Origin of the sequence: Caballeronia sp. LP006 (assembly GCF_031450995.1) — a bacterium.
GTDB lineage: Bacteria > Pseudomonadota > Gammaproteobacteria > Burkholderiales > Burkholderiaceae > Caballeronia.
This window is the reverse complement of sequence record NZ_JARTVW010000005.1, coordinates 1730271-1746652: the sequence shown is the minus strand read 5'-3', so window position 1 is coordinate 1746652 and position 16382 is coordinate 1730271. Positions and strand designations below refer to the sequence as shown.

At 62.5% G+C, this 16382-nt stretch carries 14 protein-coding genes; 4 read left to right on the top strand and 10 right to left on the bottom strand.

Annotated elements, in window-relative coordinates:
• Positions 1–201 precede the first annotated feature (201 nt).
• Positions 202–465, top strand: a complete 264-nt coding sequence (locus P9250_RS24760; protein WP_244827803.1) for a hypothetical protein — start codon at positions 202–204, stop codon at positions 463–465.
• Between the two features lie 30 nt (positions 466–495).
• Complete coding sequence (locus P9250_RS24755; RefSeq protein WP_250464545.1) at positions 496–738, top strand: DUF2795 domain-containing protein; 243 nt, start codon at positions 496–498, stop codon at positions 736–738.
• A 333-nt stretch (positions 739–1071) separates the two neighbouring features.
• Here the strand turns inward: P9250_RS24755 and P9250_RS24750 are convergent, their stop codons facing one another.
• Positions 1072–3444 (bottom strand): AsmA family protein, encoded by a 2373-nt coding sequence (locus P9250_RS24750; protein WP_310395696.1) that lies wholly within the window; start codon positions 3442–3444, stop codon positions 1072–1074.
• A gap of 150 nt (positions 3445–3594) precedes the next feature.
• Between P9250_RS24750 and P9250_RS24745 the strand changes: the two genes are divergently transcribed.
• Entirely contained in the window at positions 3595–4299 is a 705-nt protein-coding gene (locus P9250_RS24745) for an ATP-binding cassette domain-containing protein (protein WP_310395694.1), read from the top strand.
• Entirely contained in the window at positions 4296–5111 is an 816-nt protein-coding gene (locus tag P9250_RS24740; RefSeq protein ID WP_310395692.1) for an ABC transporter permease, read from the top strand. The genes P9250_RS24745 and P9250_RS24740 overlap by 4 nt, the downstream gene beginning before the upstream one ends.
• A gap of 17 nt (positions 5112–5128) precedes the next feature.
• Here P9250_RS24740 and P9250_RS24735 read toward each other — a convergent pair whose 3' ends face one another.
• The 9 genes from P9250_RS24735 to P9250_RS24695 all read right to left on the bottom strand — a co-directional run bounded on the left by P9250_RS24735 (position 5129) and on the right by P9250_RS24695 (position 16086).
• Positions 5129–5602 carry a VOC family protein gene (locus P9250_RS24735; RefSeq protein WP_250492455.1) on the bottom strand — a complete coding sequence of 158 codons (474 nt, stop codon included), beginning with the start codon at positions 5600–5602 and terminating at the stop codon, positions 5129–5131.
• A gap of 22 nt (positions 5603–5624) precedes the next feature.
• Positions 5625–6092 (bottom strand): VOC family protein, encoded by a 468-nt coding sequence (locus P9250_RS24730; protein WP_310395690.1) that lies wholly within the window; start codon positions 6090–6092, stop codon positions 5625–5627.
• 119 nt (positions 6093–6211) lie between these two features.
• Positions 6212–8149: a response regulator gene (locus tag P9250_RS24725; protein ID WP_250492456.1), complete on the bottom strand. Its 1938-nt coding sequence runs from the start codon at positions 8147–8149 to the stop codon at positions 6212–6214.
• An 86-nt stretch (positions 8150–8235) separates the two neighbouring features.
• Complete coding sequence (locus P9250_RS24720) at positions 8236–8700, bottom strand: response regulator (RefSeq protein WP_244827795.1); 465 nt, start codon at positions 8698–8700, stop codon at positions 8236–8238.
• A gap of 22 nt (positions 8701–8722) precedes the next feature.
• Entirely contained in the window at positions 8723–11089 is a 2367-nt protein-coding gene (locus P9250_RS24715; protein ID WP_310395686.1) for an ATP-binding protein, read from the bottom strand.
• Positions 11086–11715 (bottom strand): biliverdin-producing heme oxygenase, encoded by a 630-nt coding sequence (locus P9250_RS24710; protein ID WP_310395685.1) that lies wholly within the window; start codon positions 11713–11715, stop codon positions 11086–11088. Before P9250_RS24710 ends, P9250_RS24715 begins: the two co-directional genes overlap by 4 nt.
• A 207-nt stretch (positions 11716–11922) precedes the next feature.
• Complete coding sequence (locus tag P9250_RS24705) at positions 11923–12231, bottom strand: hypothetical protein (protein ID WP_409014935.1); 309 nt, start codon at positions 12229–12231, stop codon at positions 11923–11925.
• A 20-nt stretch (positions 12232–12251) separates the two neighbouring features.
• Positions 12252–15011: a DNA ligase D gene (gene ligD / locus P9250_RS24700; RefSeq protein ID WP_310395683.1), complete on the bottom strand. Its 2760-nt coding sequence runs from the start codon at positions 15009–15011 to the stop codon at positions 12252–12254.
• A gap of 166 nt (positions 15012–15177) precedes the next feature.
• The gene (locus tag P9250_RS24695; protein WP_244827791.1) at positions 15178–16086 is read right to left on the bottom strand and encodes a Ku protein; all 909 of its coding nucleotides are present in this window, start codon (positions 16084–16086) and stop codon (positions 15178–15180) included.
• Between the last annotated feature and the right edge of the window lie 296 nt (positions 16087–16382).

The following is a 16382-nucleotide window of genomic DNA, read 5'->3' as shown; positions in this document are numbered from 1 at the left end:
CGCATGCCGATCCGCAACGCTGGGTGGAAGCGGATTATTCATAAGTTAGAAATCACGCGAAGTGTTTGCGCGCGAGCACCGCTCGTTGCGCCCGTGCGAGGTCTGCTTCATTGGCATCCACGCATGAACGGTGCGCGAGGGACGTATCGGCATAGGCTTTGCTTGATGCTTCTCGCTGCCTACGTGAGGAGGGGTTGCCCGATGAAGACCTCAACGTTGTTGACGATGGCATTGGTTTCGGCGTCGTGTTACGCCGCGCCTCTGCACACGAGTTCGACTGACGATTCGGCCGTAGTGGCCGCAACGCGCGCTGCCTTGCGTGTGAACGCCGGGCCGGTCGCGCCGCCCGCGCCCGAAATCGCGGCAGATAGTCTCGACCACGCGCACTGGCGTCATGTGCCGCTGCCGAAATCGCGTACGCCGAGTCACGGCATGGCAAGCCAGACCATTCAGGTACAGACCTGAAGCGCTCACTTCTTCATCTACAGGAATTCCATGTCGGATACACCCGGAACTCAGAGCCTGAACGACGAACCCATCGACGATGAAATCGCCGAAGTCCTGCGTTATGCCACGTTCCCAGCCAACAAGGACGCACTAGTGAATGCCGCGCGCGAAGCCGGTGTCAGCAACGATGTGATTGCTGTCTTCGATGGTCTGCCCGAGCAAGACTATAAGGATGCGAATTCCGTCGAGCAGTTGCTCGGAAGCAATGGCGGTCCGGGAATCTCGGTCTAGGAAGGGCGTCTCAAAGAGCCGAAGTTGTCCCCAGCAATTGGGGACCACCCTGTTGAAAACCCGCTGTGAACTCGTCTAAGCATTTGACGCGCAACGAAAAACATCCTGCGCTTCAAGTCGCGCCAACCTGCCCGCGCCCTCTGCATAACTTATCCCCCGCAAACGGGGAAATGCCTGTGGAAAAGCGCTTGGCGACTCAGCTAATTTCTTGATTCTGTTCGCAAAACGCCGTGCGGCGCGGATCAGGTCATGCTCTACGTGGCAAACGAATAGCTCGATCCTTGCCCGACTTGTCCACAGAATCTGTGGACAAGCCTGTGCAGTACGTTGCTCTTAGCTTCCGCGATACTGCGCCGCACTGGCCGGCGCGGCCGGCACGGCCTTCTTCGCCGGCGGCTTGGAAGCCGAGCCCGCGGCCGCACCCGACGACATATAAGCCGGCGCCGCCTTGGTCGTCTGCTTCTGTCCGGCAGGCGGCGCTGTTGGCGCATTGCGCATGTCGGCCAGCATCTGCGCGCACGGCAACGGCTTGTTGTTGCTCGGCTGGATCAGCGGGATCAACGCGGCAAACGGGTTGATGAGTCCAAGACCGACCATCGCACCGCCGCGCACCGCCAACGCGCCGACATTCACGCCAACCTTCGGGTCCTTGAACGTGCCCTTCACATACAGCGGCGAACGCAACGAAAAGATGCGGAAGCCCTTCGTATGCGGATGAATCCCCAGATCCATCTGTTCGCTCCTCAGATTGATGTTGCCGTCGACGTTGATGACCGCGTCGTCGGTATCGAGTGCGAAGACGCGCGAGTCGAGCACGCCATCCGTGACGACGAAATCGGTCGCGGCGCAGTTGATGTTCACATCGCGCTTGCCGAAGAGCTTCTCGTAGACGACGTTCGCCACGTTCAGGCCCGCCGCTTCCATGTACAGCCGGCTCACGGTGCCCTGCGTCACGAGCGCCTTTATCTCGCCGTTAGACGTTGCAGCAAGCGCGGCGGGCGAATTGCCGGTGGCGGACAAAGCCGCGTCGCCGTTCACTTCACCGAGCGCGGATTGCATGGTCTTCACGGTCGGGAACAACTGCTTGAGCTTTAGATGCCGCGCCTCCGCCGACACGCGTCCCTTAAGAGGCGCCGCACTGCCATCCAGATGAATGTTCGACGAGAACGCGCCGCCCGCCACGCCGAACTTGAGCGGTTCGAATGACAGCACGCCATCCTTCATCACGACGTGCGTATAGAGATCCGTGATCGGCAGGTCGGGGTCCTTGATGATGCGCTGACCGGTGAACTTCACGTCGGCATCGATGGCCTTCCAGCGATCGGTTTTGAACTCCTCGGTCGGCAACGCCTTCGCCGACGGCTGCTTTTCCGTCTCGCCGCGCTTGGCTTTGCTCGCGTTCGAATCCGCACCGATGATCGGCGCGAGGTCCGCGAAACGCAGCAGATGCGACACGAGTTCGCCCTGAAGCAGCGGTCGCGGCTTCCTGCCCGCATAGACGAGCGAGCCGTTGATGTCGCTGCCACCCACGCGGCCCGTGAAGTTCTCGTAGTGGAACACGTTGCCGTCTTCCTTGAACTGACCGGTGAGACGCCCTTCCGTGGCAAAAGGAGGCGTTTCCGGCAGCGTCACGCCCGTGAACGGATACAGATGCGCCATGCTGACCGCCTGAATCCACAGCCGCAGATCGAGCGCCGCGAGATGCGCGGGATCGGTCACGGTGCCGACGAACGCGATATGCGTGTCCCCCAGGCGCACATCGGCCTGAACGGGGAACGGGCGCGCCGCGTCCTGCACCGCGAGCACGCCGCCGAGTTTGCCGTCGCCGGAAACCTTGCCGCCGTTGTAGGTGCCCTTGACCGTCCAGCCGAAGGCATACGGCGGAATCGGCGGCTTCACGCCTTCTTTCGTCGTGATGCTCTGATTGGCCGACGTACTCGCCGGATTCGGCGCCGACGCATTCGCCGCCGCAGCCGCGGATGCAGCCGAAGCGGCGGACGCCTCCGAGGCCGCCGCTGCATCCGTCTGCTTTTCCAGCTTGGCCGCGCCGCTCTTGCCGACCATCTCCGCCGACGATTTGCTCGACGCCTCTTGTTGCTGCTTCATCACTTCGCCGATCGGCACGGCCTGGCCGAGCGTATCGATATCGACCTGCATCTCGGCCTTGGTCACTTCGTCGTGCACGCCGACCGTGCCTTTTGCAAGCGAGATATCGCCGAGCTTGAGATTCCACGTCGAAGGTTCGGTGGACTGCTTGAACTTGAACGTCCAGTTGTTGCGGTTGTCCTTGAGCCGCTCGACATCGATGGAAGGATTCACCAGATTGATCGCGGGAATGACGATGTCGTGCGCGAGCAGCGGCAGCACGGCCACCTGAAAGTCGATTTCGTCGAGCGTGGCGAAATACTGGTTGCGCGCCCAGTCCGGGTTCGCGACGGTGATCTTTTCAGCCGAGAAGCGCGGCCACGGCACCCAGCGTTTCCAGCCCGTTTCGTTAGGCGGACGGCGCCAGCCCACCTTCAGGTCGCCGGTAATATGAAACTGCCGCCCAATAGCTTGCGAGACTTTGTCATCGACCCACGGCCTCAGGCGATTCCAGTCGAACGTCAGGAAAATAACCACGACCACCGCTATCAGTACCGCCAGAACGGCAAAAAACCATGCGACGATCTTTCCGATTTTTCTGCTCGTGCGGGCCTGCGCCATGACCTCTCCATCCATTTTTTCTGATTGTGTGTGGCGCAGCACAGAGTGTGCCCGCGTGACGGTCGACGTGTGTCATGAGCGCCGCATGTCATGGGCAACGCCCGGCCTTTTCCGTAAGATGACGGCTCGATAAGTGCCCCACGAGGCCCGATGCCTTCTTCACTCGTCGCAACCGTTGGCGTCGCACGGCGCGATACCGCGCGCGGCACCGTCCTTTTGCATCCCACGGATTTCGTGCTGAGCGAAGGCGAGCGCGCCGCGATCACAGGACCGTCGGGATCGGGCAAGAGCGTCTTTTTGCGTACCCTCGCGCTGCTCGATGCCTGCGACGAGGGTTACGTGACTTGGCGCGGCGAGCGTATCGCGCGCGCGGGCATTCCGGCTTATCGACGACGCGTGGCCTATATCGCTCAACGGCCCGCGATGCTGGACGGAAGTGTCGAGGACAACCTGCGTTATCCGTACACACTCAAGGCTTATCGCGATGCCCGCTTCGATCGCGCGATGGCCACGCAACTTGCGGAAGCGGCGGGACGCGGCGCGGACTTTCTCGACAAGGTCGCGAGCGAGTTGTCCGGCGGTGAGGCGCAGATCGCCGCGCTCGTGCGTGTACTGCAACTCGCGCCCGACGTGCTGCTGCTCGACGAGCCCACGGCATCGCTCGATCCGGCTTCGGCGCGTTCGATCGAAGCGCTGGTCAGCGCGTGGTTCGAATCGGCGGACAAAGCGGACGGCAAACCGGGCAACAAGCGCGGGAGCATCTGGGTATCGCACGACCCCGAACAAGCCGCGCGCGTGGCCACGCGTCATTTGTCGATGAACGCGGGCGTCCTCACCGAAGCGAGCGCGCCATGAACGGTTATCAAAACCTCAGTCTCCTCGATATCGCGCTTGCGGCGGCGCTGATCGTGGTGAACGGCGTGTTGTCGGTCGCGCTCAATCTCGGGCTCGAACGCAAGCTCGCGATCGCGGCCATACGCACCGTCGTTCAATTGCTGCTGATAGGCTATGTGCTCGGCTGGGTGTTTGCCTTCAGCCGGTGGTATGTCGTGCTACCGCTCATGGCGTTGATGACCATCATCGCGGGATTGTCCGCTTCGAATCGCGGACGGCGCACCTACACCGGACAACGCGCCGACAGCATCGTGTCGATCTGGGCGAGTTCGTGGCTGATCGGCGCATTCGGGCTGTTCGTCGTGATCCGCATTCATCCGTGGTACGAGCCGCAATACGCCATACCCATTCTCGGCATGATTCTCGGCAATACGCTCACGGGCGTGTCGCTCGGCATCGAACGCATGACGGAGGAACTGACCGCCGGACGCGCGGCCGTGGAGATGTCGCTCGCATTAGGCGCGACGCGCTGGGAAGCCGCGCAAGGGCCCGCGCGGCAGGCCGTGCGCGCGGGCATGATTCCGACGCTCAACCAGATGACCGTCGTGGGCCTCGTCAGTCTGCCGGGGATGATGACCGGTCAGGTGCTGGCGGGACAATCTCCATTGCAGGCGGTGCGCTATCAGATCGTCATCATGTTTCTGATCGCGGCGGCTTCGGCGCTCGGCGTGGTCGGCGCAGTCGTGCTGACGTATCGGCGGCTGTTCTCGCCGGATCACCGCTTCATGGCCGCGAAACTCATGGAGAGGAAGGCGAAGAAGCGCTCTGCCTGAAGCGCTTCCTTTTCGCGTCACGCTCCGCGGTATGCCCGCTCCAGTTCGTCGAGGTCGAGCTTCACCATCGTTCTCATCGAGGTCATCGTGCGATTGGCCTTGTCCGGGTCGGGGTCCTGCAGCATCTTAAGCAGCTTTCTCGGCGCGATCTGCCACGTCACGCCGAAACGGTCCGTGAGCCAGCCGCAGGCCATCGCCTGGCCGCCTTCGAGAAGCTTGTCCCAGTAGCGGTCGATCTCGGCCTGACTGTCGCATTTGACGAACAACGACAGGGCGGGCGTGAACTTGAATTCTGGGCCGCCGTTGAGCGCCATGATGTCTTCGCCTTCCAACTGGAACAGAATGGCGAGCACGCTGCCCGGCGTGCCCGGACTGGCCTCGTTATGCAGCATGGTTTCAACGATGCGCGCGTCCTTGAACACGCTCAGATAGAAATCGACGGCCTCCTGCGCGTTGCCGTCGAACCATAGGCATGGCGATATCTTGTTCATGAGTCTCTCCTTGAAAGGCGCGTTATTCGCGCGGCGCGGTCATCGCCTTTTGCATGTCCTCGGGGCTCACGTCGCGTACGTGCGATGCCAACGACCACTGATGCCCGAACGGGTCGACGAGCCGGCCGTAACGGTCGCCCCAGAACATCTCGGCAACCGGCATGGTGACTTCGGCGCCGGCATCGATGGCCTGCGTGAACGTGGCATCGACATCGTCGACATAAAGGTGGATGGTCACCGGCGACCCTTTGATCGCCTTCGGGCCGAGCATGCCGAAGGTCGGGTTCTCGTCGACGAGCATCAGCACCGAATCGCCGATCTTGACCATGGCATGCATGAGCTTGCCGTCCGGTCCGGGCAGACGGCCCAGTTCGACGGCGTTGAAGGCGCGCACATAGAAGTCGATCGCCTCCGCCGCGCCCGCGCACGTGAGGTGCGGGGTCAGCGAACGCATGCCAGGCGGAATGGGGTTGACGGCAGGTGTGGACATGGCTGGCTCCGTAGAAGTGACGAGACGCGCCGGGAATCGGCGCCGCTCTCCTACCCTACAACGTGCAAGCCAGGCGTCAATCGACATCGATCCGGACTTCGGCCGGATTTTTTTGCAGCTCAGGCGTCCGGCGTTTCGGCCAGCGTCTGAATGAGCCCTTCGAGCCGCGAAAAGTTGACGGGCTTCGTCAGATGATCCCGAAAACCTGCTTCCCGGCAACGTCGAATGTCTTCGTCCATGCCGTAGCCCGTAATGGCCACGGCGGGCTTGTCGGGCTGCAGCTCGCGCCACGCGCGCGCGATGTCGAGACCGGTGCCATCCGGCAAGCCGATGTCGCTCACGAGAAGATCGAACGACGCCTCCTTCGCGCGTTCGAGCGCAACTGCCACCGTGCTGGCGACAGTAACGACGTGACCGAGCATCTCCAGCACTTCCGCCATCGCCGATGAAGTCTGCTCGTTGTCCTCCACGAGCAATACGCGCAGCGAACGGCCGTGTTCGTGCCGCTTTGCCTCGACGAGCGGCTCGGCCTCGTGCTGCGGCTCCGTTTTCGCGAGCGGCAACGTGAGCGTGAAACGCGCGCCCGCATCGCGGCCTTCGCTGTAGGCCGAGAGCGTGCCGCCATGCTTCTGCGCGAGCGTGCTGGCGATAGCCAGGCCCAAGCCCAGCCCGCCGAAGGAACGCGTGATGGAATCATCGGCCTGTTCGAATGCGGAAAAAATGCGCGGCAATGCTTCGGCGCTGATGCCGATGCCGCTATCCGTCACCGATACCGCGATGGTCGCGCGATCCGGATTCCACGTCCGTACTTCGAGCCGCCCGCCCGCCGGGGTGAACTTCACCGCGTTCTTCATCAGGTTCCAGACGATCTGCTGAAGGCGCGCGGCATCGCCGAAAACGACGAACTGGTGCGCGTCGAAGCGCGTGTCGAGCGTGAGATTCTTCGCGCGCATGTCGGCTTCCGACATGTCGAGTGCGCTCGTGAGCAAGGTATCGAGCGCGACGCTCGCGAAATTCAGACTCAGCTTGCCGCGCGCGATGCTCGTCAGATCGAGCAGATCGTCGATCAGACGCGCCTCCAGTTCCACATTGCGGCGAATCAGTTCAAGCGTGGGATGCGCCTCGTGCGACAGCGAATGCTTCATTTCGAGCAGACGCACGGCGGCGAGAATCGGCGTGAGCGGCGTGCGCAATTCATGCGACAGCACCGCCAGGAAATGGTCCTTCGCGCGATTCGCGGATTCCGCCTGATCCTTGGCGAGCCGCAAGGCATCGGCGGCCATGTGAGCGTCGGTGGCGTCGCGCACGATCTTCGAGAAGCCGATCAGTTCGTCGTTTTCCGTGCGGATGGCCGTGGTCACGCCCGAGGCGAAGAACGAGTGGCCGTCCTTGCGCCACAGCCAGCGGTCGTCGCTGGCGCTGCCCTCGCGCCGCGCGATGTCGAGTTCGTCCTCGAATACGCCGGTTTCGCGGTCTTCCTGGTTATAGAAGATACTCGCGCTCTGGCCGAGCACGTCTTGCGCCGGAAAGCCGAGAATGCGCTCCGACGCCGCGTTCCACGTGCGAATGCGCCCTTCCGGGTCGAGCGTGATGACGGCGTAGTCCTTCAGCGCGTCGATCAGCATGCGAAAGTGCGTCTCCGTCTCGCGCAGCGCGCGCTCCACCGCAATGCGTTGCGCACGCTCGTCGCTCTCGCGCATGGCGCGGCGCACCACCGCGGGCAGCCGTTGCAGACGCTGCTTCAGCACATAGTCGGTCGCGCCGCGTTTGAGCATGTCGACGGCGTGTTCTTCGCCAAGCAGCCCGGACACGAAGATGAACGGGGTATCCGGCGCGCGCTCGCTCGCGATGCTCAGCGCCTCGATGCCGGAGAACGTGGGCATGACGAAGTCCGCGAGGATCACGTCGAAGCGCTTGGCGGCGAGCTCCGCGATGAAGTTCGCCGAGTCGTAGACGATGGACGCATCCACCGCGTAATCGGCGCGCTCGAGCTGAGCGATGGTCAGCTCCGCATCGAGTGCGTTGTCTTCCACGAGAAGCAGATGCAGGGGCTGCATGGTCTAGGCGGCCTCGCGAGAAAACGCGCGGCGGCGCACGATGCGGTCGATATTGGCAGTCACGAAGTTCACGAGGTTCACGTCGGTCATTGCGCGGACGGCGGTCGGCGAAAGCGCGTGGAACCCGGCGGCGGCTCGTTGAGCACGGCCCAGAACACGCCGAGATCGCTGATCGCCTCGACGAATTCCGCGAACTCCACGGGCTTGACTACATAGGCATTGACGCCGAGTTCATAGCTGCGCACGAGGTCCTGCTCTTCGCGCGAGGACGTGAGCATGACGACCGGCACGCTTTTCAGAACCGGGGTCGAGCGGATCGTGTCGAGCACTTCGAGCCCGTCGATCTTCGGCAGTTTCAAGTCGAGCAAAATGACGGCGGGATTGCCCGGCGTGCGCTCCTTCCAGTCGCCTTCGCAAGTGAGATAGTCGATAGCTTCCTGACCGTCGCGCGCGATGATCACTTCGTTCGCAAGCTGGCTTTTGTCCAGCGCCACGAGCGTGAGTTCGAGGTCGTTCGGATTGTCTTCGACAAGCAAAATCGGTTTAAGCATGGTCTGGTATTGACGCTGATATTCAGGTTCCCGACGGCGCGCCGGAACCCAGGCGGACGCCTTCGCGGCCCGTGACATGTCGAAACACGACCGGCAGGGAGAAATAGAATACCGCGCCTTCTCCGAGCCGCCCTTCCGCCCATGTGCGTCCCTCGTGCCGTTCGATGATCCGCCGCACGTTGGCGAGGCCGATACCGGTGCCCTCGAACTCCTCCGCGCGGTGCAGCCGCTGGAACACGCCGAACAGCTTGGCTCCATATTTCATGTCGAAGCCGACGCCATTGTCCCGTACGCCGACGATGTACTCGTCGCCGCTTTTCTGGGCGAATATCTCGATTTTCGCCGATTCTCGCGTTCTCGTATATTTCACCGCGTTCGAAATGAGGTTGCGCAGCGCCAGTTGCAGGAAGGCGGCGTCGCCCGTGATGCGCGGCAGATCGCCGATGACCCACTCGATCCGGCGCTCGGAGGCATCCATTTCGAACTCCCGCACGATCACGCCGACGAGCTGGTTCAGGTCGACCGGAGCGGGTCTGAGCGCCGCGCGGCCCATCTGCGAGAAGGTCAGAAGATCGTCGACGAGCGTGCCCGCGAAGCGCGCCGAATCCAGCATGTTGTTCAAAAAACGCCGGCTCTTTTCCGACATGCGCTCGCCTTCCAGTTCGCGCAGCAGGTCGCCGTAACCCGCGATATGGCGCAGCGGCGCGCGCAAGTCGTGCGATACCGAATACGAAAACGCTTCGAGTTCCTTGTTCGCGCGTGCGAGTTCGGTCGCGAGTTCCGCGCGTTCCTCGGCACGGCGCAGCACGATATTCAGAAGCGCGCCGCGCAATTCGTTGGCGATTTCGATCTCGCCCTGACGCCACATGGCGGAATGCCCGCGCACCGTTTCGAGCCAGGGACTGAAGCTCGTGCGCGGGGCGCTGGCGCCTTCCGCGTCGCGAATCTTGACCGGCTCGCCCGCCCACTTGATGGTCTGCATCACCTCGGGGCGAAACCACAGCAAATAGTTGCGAAAAATCTGCGATACCGGCACGGCGAGCACGCCGCACGCCTTGTCCTCGTGCGCCTTGGCGGGCGGCCATTCGCGCGCGAGCGAGTCGCTTGCCCACACGCCCGTGGTGTTTTCCGCGAGCCAGTGCGTGAGCGCGCGCACCGTGTCTTCATCGGGCGTCGCGCCCATGAGCGTGACGTTTTCATCGAAGACGATAGCCGCGCCCGCCGAACGCGCGAAGCCCAGCACGTCCTTCGGCGCCGCCTGCAGGCCGGCCACGAAATTGGTGTGCTCGCCCATCGCGCTGACGAGACGGCCCATCGTGCGACGCAGCGCGGCGAGATATTCGCCCTCGGCGCGCTCTTCCTTTGCCTCGATCTGCAGCGACAGCATGTGCCCCAGATGTTCGACCGCCAGCCGTGTATTGAACGACACGATGCGCGGATCGTGATCGTGACAGGAAATGAGGCCCCACAAGCGCCCGCGCACGACGATCGACACCGACATCGACGCATGCGTGTTCATGTTGCGCATGTATTCCAGATGCACGGGCGAGAAGCTGCGTAGCGTGGCGTAAGTGAGGTCAGTCGGGCGGCCGGTCAGCGGATTGAGCGCCGGCACGAGGCGCGCGGGGCGATAGTTCACATCGGCGACGAGGCGGATCCGGTGCCGCATATACAGGGCGCGCGCCTGACGCGGAATGTCGGAAGCCGGAAAGAACTGATGCAGAAAGGACGCGTAGCTTTCGTCGCGATTTTCCGCGAGAACATGACTGCGGCCTTCCTCGTCGAAGCTGTAAAGCATGACGCGACCGAAGCCGGTGATCGCGCGGACTTCTTGCACGGCGAGTTCCGCGAGTTCCTGCACGGTGCCGGCATCCTGCAAACCGCGCGCGAACGTGCGCACGAGCGGATACATGGACGCGAAAGCGGCGTCGCCGATTGCGGCCGTTTCCATCTCGACGATGAGCGCGCCTTCATGGCGATGCACCGTGACATCCAGGCGCACGGAAGCGTGGTCCGCTTTGGCGGCATCCACCGGGCCGACGTAAAGCGGCGCGTCGTCGATCTCCGCCGTCGCGGCGGCTTTCGCGATGCGCTTGGCGCCCACATCGCCCAGCACTGTTTCGAGCGATTCGCCAGGCAGCGTCTCGATGTCGCGGCCCGTGAGCGCAGCCAGATTCTCGCTTGCCTGCAGAATGCGCAGAGCGTCGTCCAGCACGAGCAGATAGCCATGCGGCTGGATGCCACCGGGTGCATGGATGGGCTCGGCGTCGCAGTCCTTGCTCGCAACGCCGGAGTCGAGCGTCAGGCGGCGCGCGACGGCATCCGGCGGACCTTGCGAGTCGCCGTGAAAGGACGCAGAACCGGCTGGTCCGCTTGCCGCCTCGCTCATGTGGCCACTCCGCTCACGGCCTGAAGGTCTTCGACCTCCGCGGATTCCGGGCACAGCCACGCCTGCATGCTCTCGAAGGTCGCGATGGCGGCATGCACGGCTTCGTCGTATTGCGCCTCGGGCACCGTCGCCGCGGCGGTCGTGCGGAAGGCGTTCCACATGCTGCCGGTGTGCGAACCGTAACCTTCGAAATAAGCGTTGCCGAAACCGGGTTCGAGATCGAGCAGCTTGGCAACATGCGGCGCGATGAAACGCCCGCCCAGGGTCGAACCTTCCATCACGTACATGGAGCCGATCGCGCTCGCGACGCTCTTGATCTGCGGCAGATCGTAAAGCGCGTGAGCACGCGGGACCGAACCCACGGGCACGCGCTCGCCGGTGAGCACGGCGAGATCGGCGGCGATGAGCGGCGCCTTGCGGCGCTCATCGAAAAATACTTGCAGCGACTCGGGCATCTGCGCGCCCGCGACGTCTTCCCACGGCGTGATATAGCCGTAAAAGCGTTCGAGCAGCGCAATGTATTCGGCGCGTTGCAGGCTGTCCTGCATGAGGTCGAGCGCGTTCTCGAGCCGCGTATGGCATACGGCGGTTTCGTTCTTGAGCCGGGACAATAGATCTTGGGACATGTTCCGTCGGGTTGGCTGAGGACGCTATGGATGTACAAGCAAGCAAACGAGGCTTGCATCGGAAGCGCTTACCGGATGAAACGCGCGCGGCACTGAATGATCCGGTAGAAAACGCATGATCGACGTGTTCTGCTTTCGAAACAAAAATCATTTTACGCAACCGTCTCACGCAATGTCAGTGCAAGACTCGTGGTTTCACCATCTGGTTCAATTCGCGCCTGGGCCGCCGCTGCCGCCGCCGCTATTCTCGTTCACGTGATCGTCGCGCTGCGTGGCTTCCTGATACGCGCCGCCACCGCGCCGGTCGGTATCGACGAGACCGCGCTTTACATCGTCATGCGCCTGCTTGCCGACTTCGCGCGGCTCGTGCTCATCCTGCGAGTCGACACTTTGATCCGCCTCGTGCGGCAGCGCCGCGTTCGATGAATCGTCGTCCACTTGCGTCTGTTCGTCCTTGCTCGACATTTCGCGGCCGCGTTCGGGCGCGCTTTCGGGTGCTGTCTTGACTGGCTTCATGGTCCCTCTCCTTGATGCGTTCACTTGGTCTTGCTTTTAGCGTCGATGCCAAGCTGTTTTTTCATTGCCGCCGTAAGACGCTGGCGGCCCTTCGCGTAGTCGGCCCACGGGTCGGCGCGCAATGAATTCATGCGCTCGGCCACGTTGCCGATGTTCCATTGATCGCCGCTCGTGACCTCGTCGATTTCGTCCCAGGCAATAGGCATCGAAGCGCCCAGTCCCGGCCGCGAGCGCAACGAGAACGCCGCCACCGTGCTCGATCCGCGGTTGTTGCGCAGATAGTCGATGAATATCTTGTCCTTCCGATTCTGCATGCCCATCTTCGCGGAAAAGAACTTGGGCAAGGTACTCGCCATATGCTGCGCGACGGCTTGCGAGAAGCCCTTCATTTCGTCCCAGCCCGACTGTTTGGCGAGCGGCACGACCACATGAAAGCCCTTGCCGCCGCTCGTCTTGCAAAACGAAGTAAGTCCGAGTTCGGCCAGCAGTTCCTTCGTGAGCTTCGCGGCTTCGACCATGCGCTTCCAGTCGACGCCTTCGCCGGGGTCGAGGTCGAACACCATGCGATCCGGTTTCTCTATGTTCGACGCCAGCGCGTTCCACGTATGCAGTTCGATCGTCCCCATCTGCGCCGTGCCGACGAGCGCTTGCGCCGATTCGATGGTGAGCAGCGGCGGATGTCCCGGATCGATATCCGCATGCTGCGTGATGTGCGGAATCGCGAGCCTCGCGCTGTGCTTCTGAAAGAACAATTCGCCGCCGATATCTTCCGGGGCGCGCACGAGGGACACGGGCCGGTCGTGCAGATGCGGCAGCATCCATTGAGCGACCGACGCGTAATACTCGACGACATCGATTTTCCGAAGCCCCGTGGACTTGTCGATGACGCGATCCGGATGGCTGATCTTGACGCCTTCGACCTCGGCGGCCGATTTGCTTTTGGCCGCGGTTTTCGTGGGCGCTTTCTTCGCGGCGGTTTTCCTGGCAGCCGTCTTCTTCGGCGCGCCCTCGTCTTCCACCTTTTGCGCCGATACCGCTTCTTCCTTGACGATCTGCCTGGCCGGCTTGTCGTCGCGCAGACTGACGAACGATGCTTGTCGCACGATGCGCTCCTTGGTCCATTCCGCGAAATTGCATTCCGCCACGAGTTCGGGCTTGACCCAATGCACCGGCGTGCGGCTGCGCTCCTGCGGCTCGCTCGCAAACGGCATGCTTTTGGTTTCGCGCTTGTCGAGTTCCTTCTTCACGGCGGTGAGCGTGGCGTGATCGAAGCCGCTGCCGACGCGACCCGCGTATTGCAGCTTGCCCTTGGCGTCGTACACGCCGAGCAGCAACGCGCCGAACTCGCCGCGCGTGCCCGCCGGTTCCGAATAGCCGCCGATCACGAACTCCTGCCGGCGCCGGCACTTGAGCTTGATCCACGACGCGCTGCGCCCGGAGACATAAGTCGAGTCGATCCGCTTGCCGATGATCCCTTCCAGCGCCATGTCGCAGGCGCTTTTGAGGAGATCGTCGGCGTGAAAAGCGAAGTCTTCCGAGTAGCGCAGCACGGGATCGGCGAGCGGTTCGACGATCGCTTTCAGAATTGCGCGGCGCTGCACGACCGGCACCTCGCGCAAGTCGTACCCGTTCAAATAAGGCAGATCGAAGAAGTACACGACGATATCTTGCGGACGTCCGACATCGAACGCGTTTTGCAGCCCCTGAAAGTCCGGCAGGCCGCGATCGTCGAGCACGACGGCTTCGCCATCGAGCCAGCCGTCTTCTATGTCGAGTGCTTCGAGCGCCTTCACCTGCTTGCTGAACTTCGCCGTCCAGTCGTTGCCGTTGCGCGTGAAAATGCGGATATCGCGTTTGCCCTTGATCGTCTCGATCCGCACGAGCACGCGATAGCCATCGAATTTGATCTCATAGGCCCAGTCTTCGCCCGACGGCGCGGTATCGACGAGCGTGGCCAGTTGCGGCTTGAAGGTCGCGGGCAGCTTGGCCTTGACCGCGCCTTCTATCGCCGGGTCATGCGAGAGCGTGCGCAACGACTCCGCGTTCCGGTTCGCGACGATATCCGGATGCTCGCGCCCATTCGCTGTCTTGCTGACGGTTTTTCTGGTGGCCGCTTTCTTGGCGGCAGGCTTGGTCTTGCGCTCGGTGCGCTCGACGACCGCGCCATTCTTCCCCCGCGCGCCGAGCGATTCCGACAAGACGCTGCCGGGCCGCTTCAGAAGGATGTCGTATTCGCTTTCGGGACGCGCTTCGTCGTCGCGTTCCTTGATGAGTAGCCACTGTTCCTTGTCGCCGCTACCGCGCATGTGGCTGCGCACGAGCGTGAAGCCGCCTTGCAGCTTTTCGCCATCGAGCACGAACTTGAGCTTGCCTTTTTCATATTCGGCCAGGGCTTCGTCGAAGCTGCCGGCTTGCGGCGCCCAGCGACCGCGATCCCAGACGATCACGCTGCCCGCGCCGTAATTTCCTTCGGGGATATCGCCTTCGAACGAACCGTAATCGATCGGATGATCCTCGACATGAACCGCAAGGCGCTTGACCGTTGGATCGAGACTCGGGCCTTTCGGCACGGCCCACGACTTGAGCGTGCCGTCGAGCTCCAGGCGAAAGTCGTAGTGCAAGCGGCGCGCATCGTGTTCCTGGATCACGAATGAGAGCGTCTCGACCGCGGCGGCTTTTTTGGCTGCGCGTTTCTTCGCGGCAGCCTTCTGCGTCCCGGACGGCTCTGGCGTCTCGTTGAAACGCCGCATGCGCTGATAGGTTTCGAGTTTGCCGGCCATCGTTTTCGTGGCTCCGTTTATGGGAGGCTTGGTAGTCGTGGTGCGGTGTGTGATTGCGTCAAACGTCGCCGATGTTGCGGGGTTGGTCGCCACGCTCTGTCGGCTTCATCAGACCGCGTAACGTGCCGTCGCGCAGCTCATGGGCGCGGCCGGCACGCCTTACGCTTTAGGCACGTTTGCGCCGCGTAGTCTTGCGCGCGGGCTTCGCGGCGGGTTCTTCGCCCGAATCGTCGTCTTTCGATGCCGCGGCGCCGCGCTTGGCCGGCGCCGCGCCGCCCTTCTTCAGGCTGCGCTTGAGCAGTTCGGAAAGGTCGAGGATATCGGCGGATGCCTTGCCTTCGCCGCCGCTACCCTCGTCGATCTTCATGACTTCCGCGACCTTGCCTTCCTTCACCTTGCGGTCGACGAGCGCCATGATGTCGTCCTTGAAGGTGTCGTGATACTTCGTCGGGTCCCACGAGTCGCTCATGTCGTCGATCAGGCGCTTGGCCATGTCGAGTTCTTTCGGCGATACGCCCGCTTTCTTGGTGTCTTCATCGGGGAACTTGAAGTCGGTGAAATCGCGTACTTCGTCGCCCCAGCGCAAGGTGTTGAGCGCAAGCGCGGGACCGACGGGAATCAATGCGGCCAGATGCTGCTTGTTGTGCAGCACGACGCTAGCGATGCCGACCTTGCCTGTGTCTTTCAAGGCGTCGCGCAGAAGCGCATAAACCTTTTCGCCTTTCCGATCGGGCGCGAGATAGTACGGCGTGTCGAGCGAGAGGAACGAGATTTCGGGGGCATCGACGAAAGCGAGGATATCGACCGTTTGAGTCGACTCGGGATTGGCCGCGCGGATTTCGGCATCGGTCATCACGACGTATTTGCCCTTCTCGTACTCGAAGCCGCGCACGATGTTGTCGCGTGTCACGTCCTTGCCGGTGTTCTTGTTGATCTGCTTGTAGCCGATGGGGTCCATCGAGCGTTTGTCGAGCAGATTGAAGCCGACCTTGTCCGACTGCGTGGCGGGATACAGTTGCACGGGCACGTGGACCAGCCCGAAGCTGATCGCACCCTTCCAGATCATGTGCGGCATCGCGAAACCTCGCTGGCGGAACGGTCGATGGGACGCGCTTCACGCGCGGTTGAAAGCTGCGTTTGAAGCGGGCATCGGGGTGTACCGCAGGAAGCGTGCCAAATCAGGTAGGTTGGCGGCGGGCTTTGATTGCGTTGTTGGATCTGATCCGCGGATGGCGCTGCTGGCTGTAAGCTTTATGGAGATGAATTGGTGACAGTGGTGTACGTCGAAGTAGTTAGATTGCGAGGAAATGGACGGTTAGTTGCTTCGCTTGAGTGCGCTTGAGTGCGCTTGAGTGCGCTTGAGTGCGCTTG

Excerpts from the sequence above, each read along its gene's own strand:
- P9250_RS24710 (WP_310395685.1), bottom strand. The coding sequence starts at position 11,715 with ATGTCCCAAGATCTATTGTCCCGGCTCAAGAACGAAACCGCCGTATGC.
- P9250_RS24725 (WP_250492456.1), bottom strand. The coding sequence starts at position 8,149 with ATGCAGCCCCTGCATCTGCTTCTCGTGGAAGACAACGCACTCGATGCG.
- P9250_RS24750 (WP_310395696.1), bottom strand. The coding sequence starts at position 3,444 with ATGGCGCAGGCCCGCACGAGCAGAAAAATCGGAAAGATCGTCGCATGG.
- P9250_RS24755 (WP_250464545.1), top strand. The coding sequence starts at position 496 with ATGTCGGATACACCCGGAACTCAGAGCCTGAACGACGAACCCATCGAC.
- P9250_RS24715 (WP_310395686.1), bottom strand. The coding sequence starts at position 11,089 with ATGAGCGAGGCGGCAAGCGGACCAGCCGGTTCTGCGTCCTTTCACGGC.
- P9250_RS24695 (WP_244827791.1), bottom strand. The coding sequence starts at position 16,086 with ATGCCGCACATGATCTGGAAGGGTGCGATCAGCTTCGGGCTGGTCCAC.
- P9250_RS24740 (WP_310395692.1), top strand. The coding sequence starts at position 4,296 with ATGAACGGTTATCAAAACCTCAGTCTCCTCGATATCGCGCTTGCGGCG.
- P9250_RS24735 (WP_250492455.1), bottom strand. The coding sequence starts at position 5,602 with ATGAACAAGATATCGCCATGCCTATGGTTCGACGGCAACGCGCAGGAG.
- P9250_RS24705 (WP_409014935.1), bottom strand. The coding sequence starts at position 12,231 with ATGAAGCCAGTCAAGACAGCACCCGAAAGCGCGCCCGAACGCGGCCGC.
- P9250_RS24745 (WP_310395694.1), top strand. The coding sequence starts at position 3,595 with ATGCCTTCTTCACTCGTCGCAACCGTTGGCGTCGCACGGCGCGATACC.
- P9250_RS24720 (WP_244827795.1), bottom strand. The coding sequence starts at position 8,700 with ATGCTTAAACCGATTTTGCTTGTCGAAGACAATCCGAACGACCTCGAA.
- ligD (WP_310395683.1), bottom strand. The coding sequence starts at position 15,011 with ATGGCCGGCAAACTCGAAACCTATCAGCGCATGCGGCGTTTCAACGAG.
- P9250_RS24760 (WP_244827803.1), top strand. The coding sequence starts at position 202 with ATGAAGACCTCAACGTTGTTGACGATGGCATTGGTTTCGGCGTCGTGT.
- P9250_RS24730 (WP_310395690.1), bottom strand. The coding sequence starts at position 6,092 with ATGTCCACACCTGCCGTCAACCCCATTCCGCCTGGCATGCGTTCGCTG.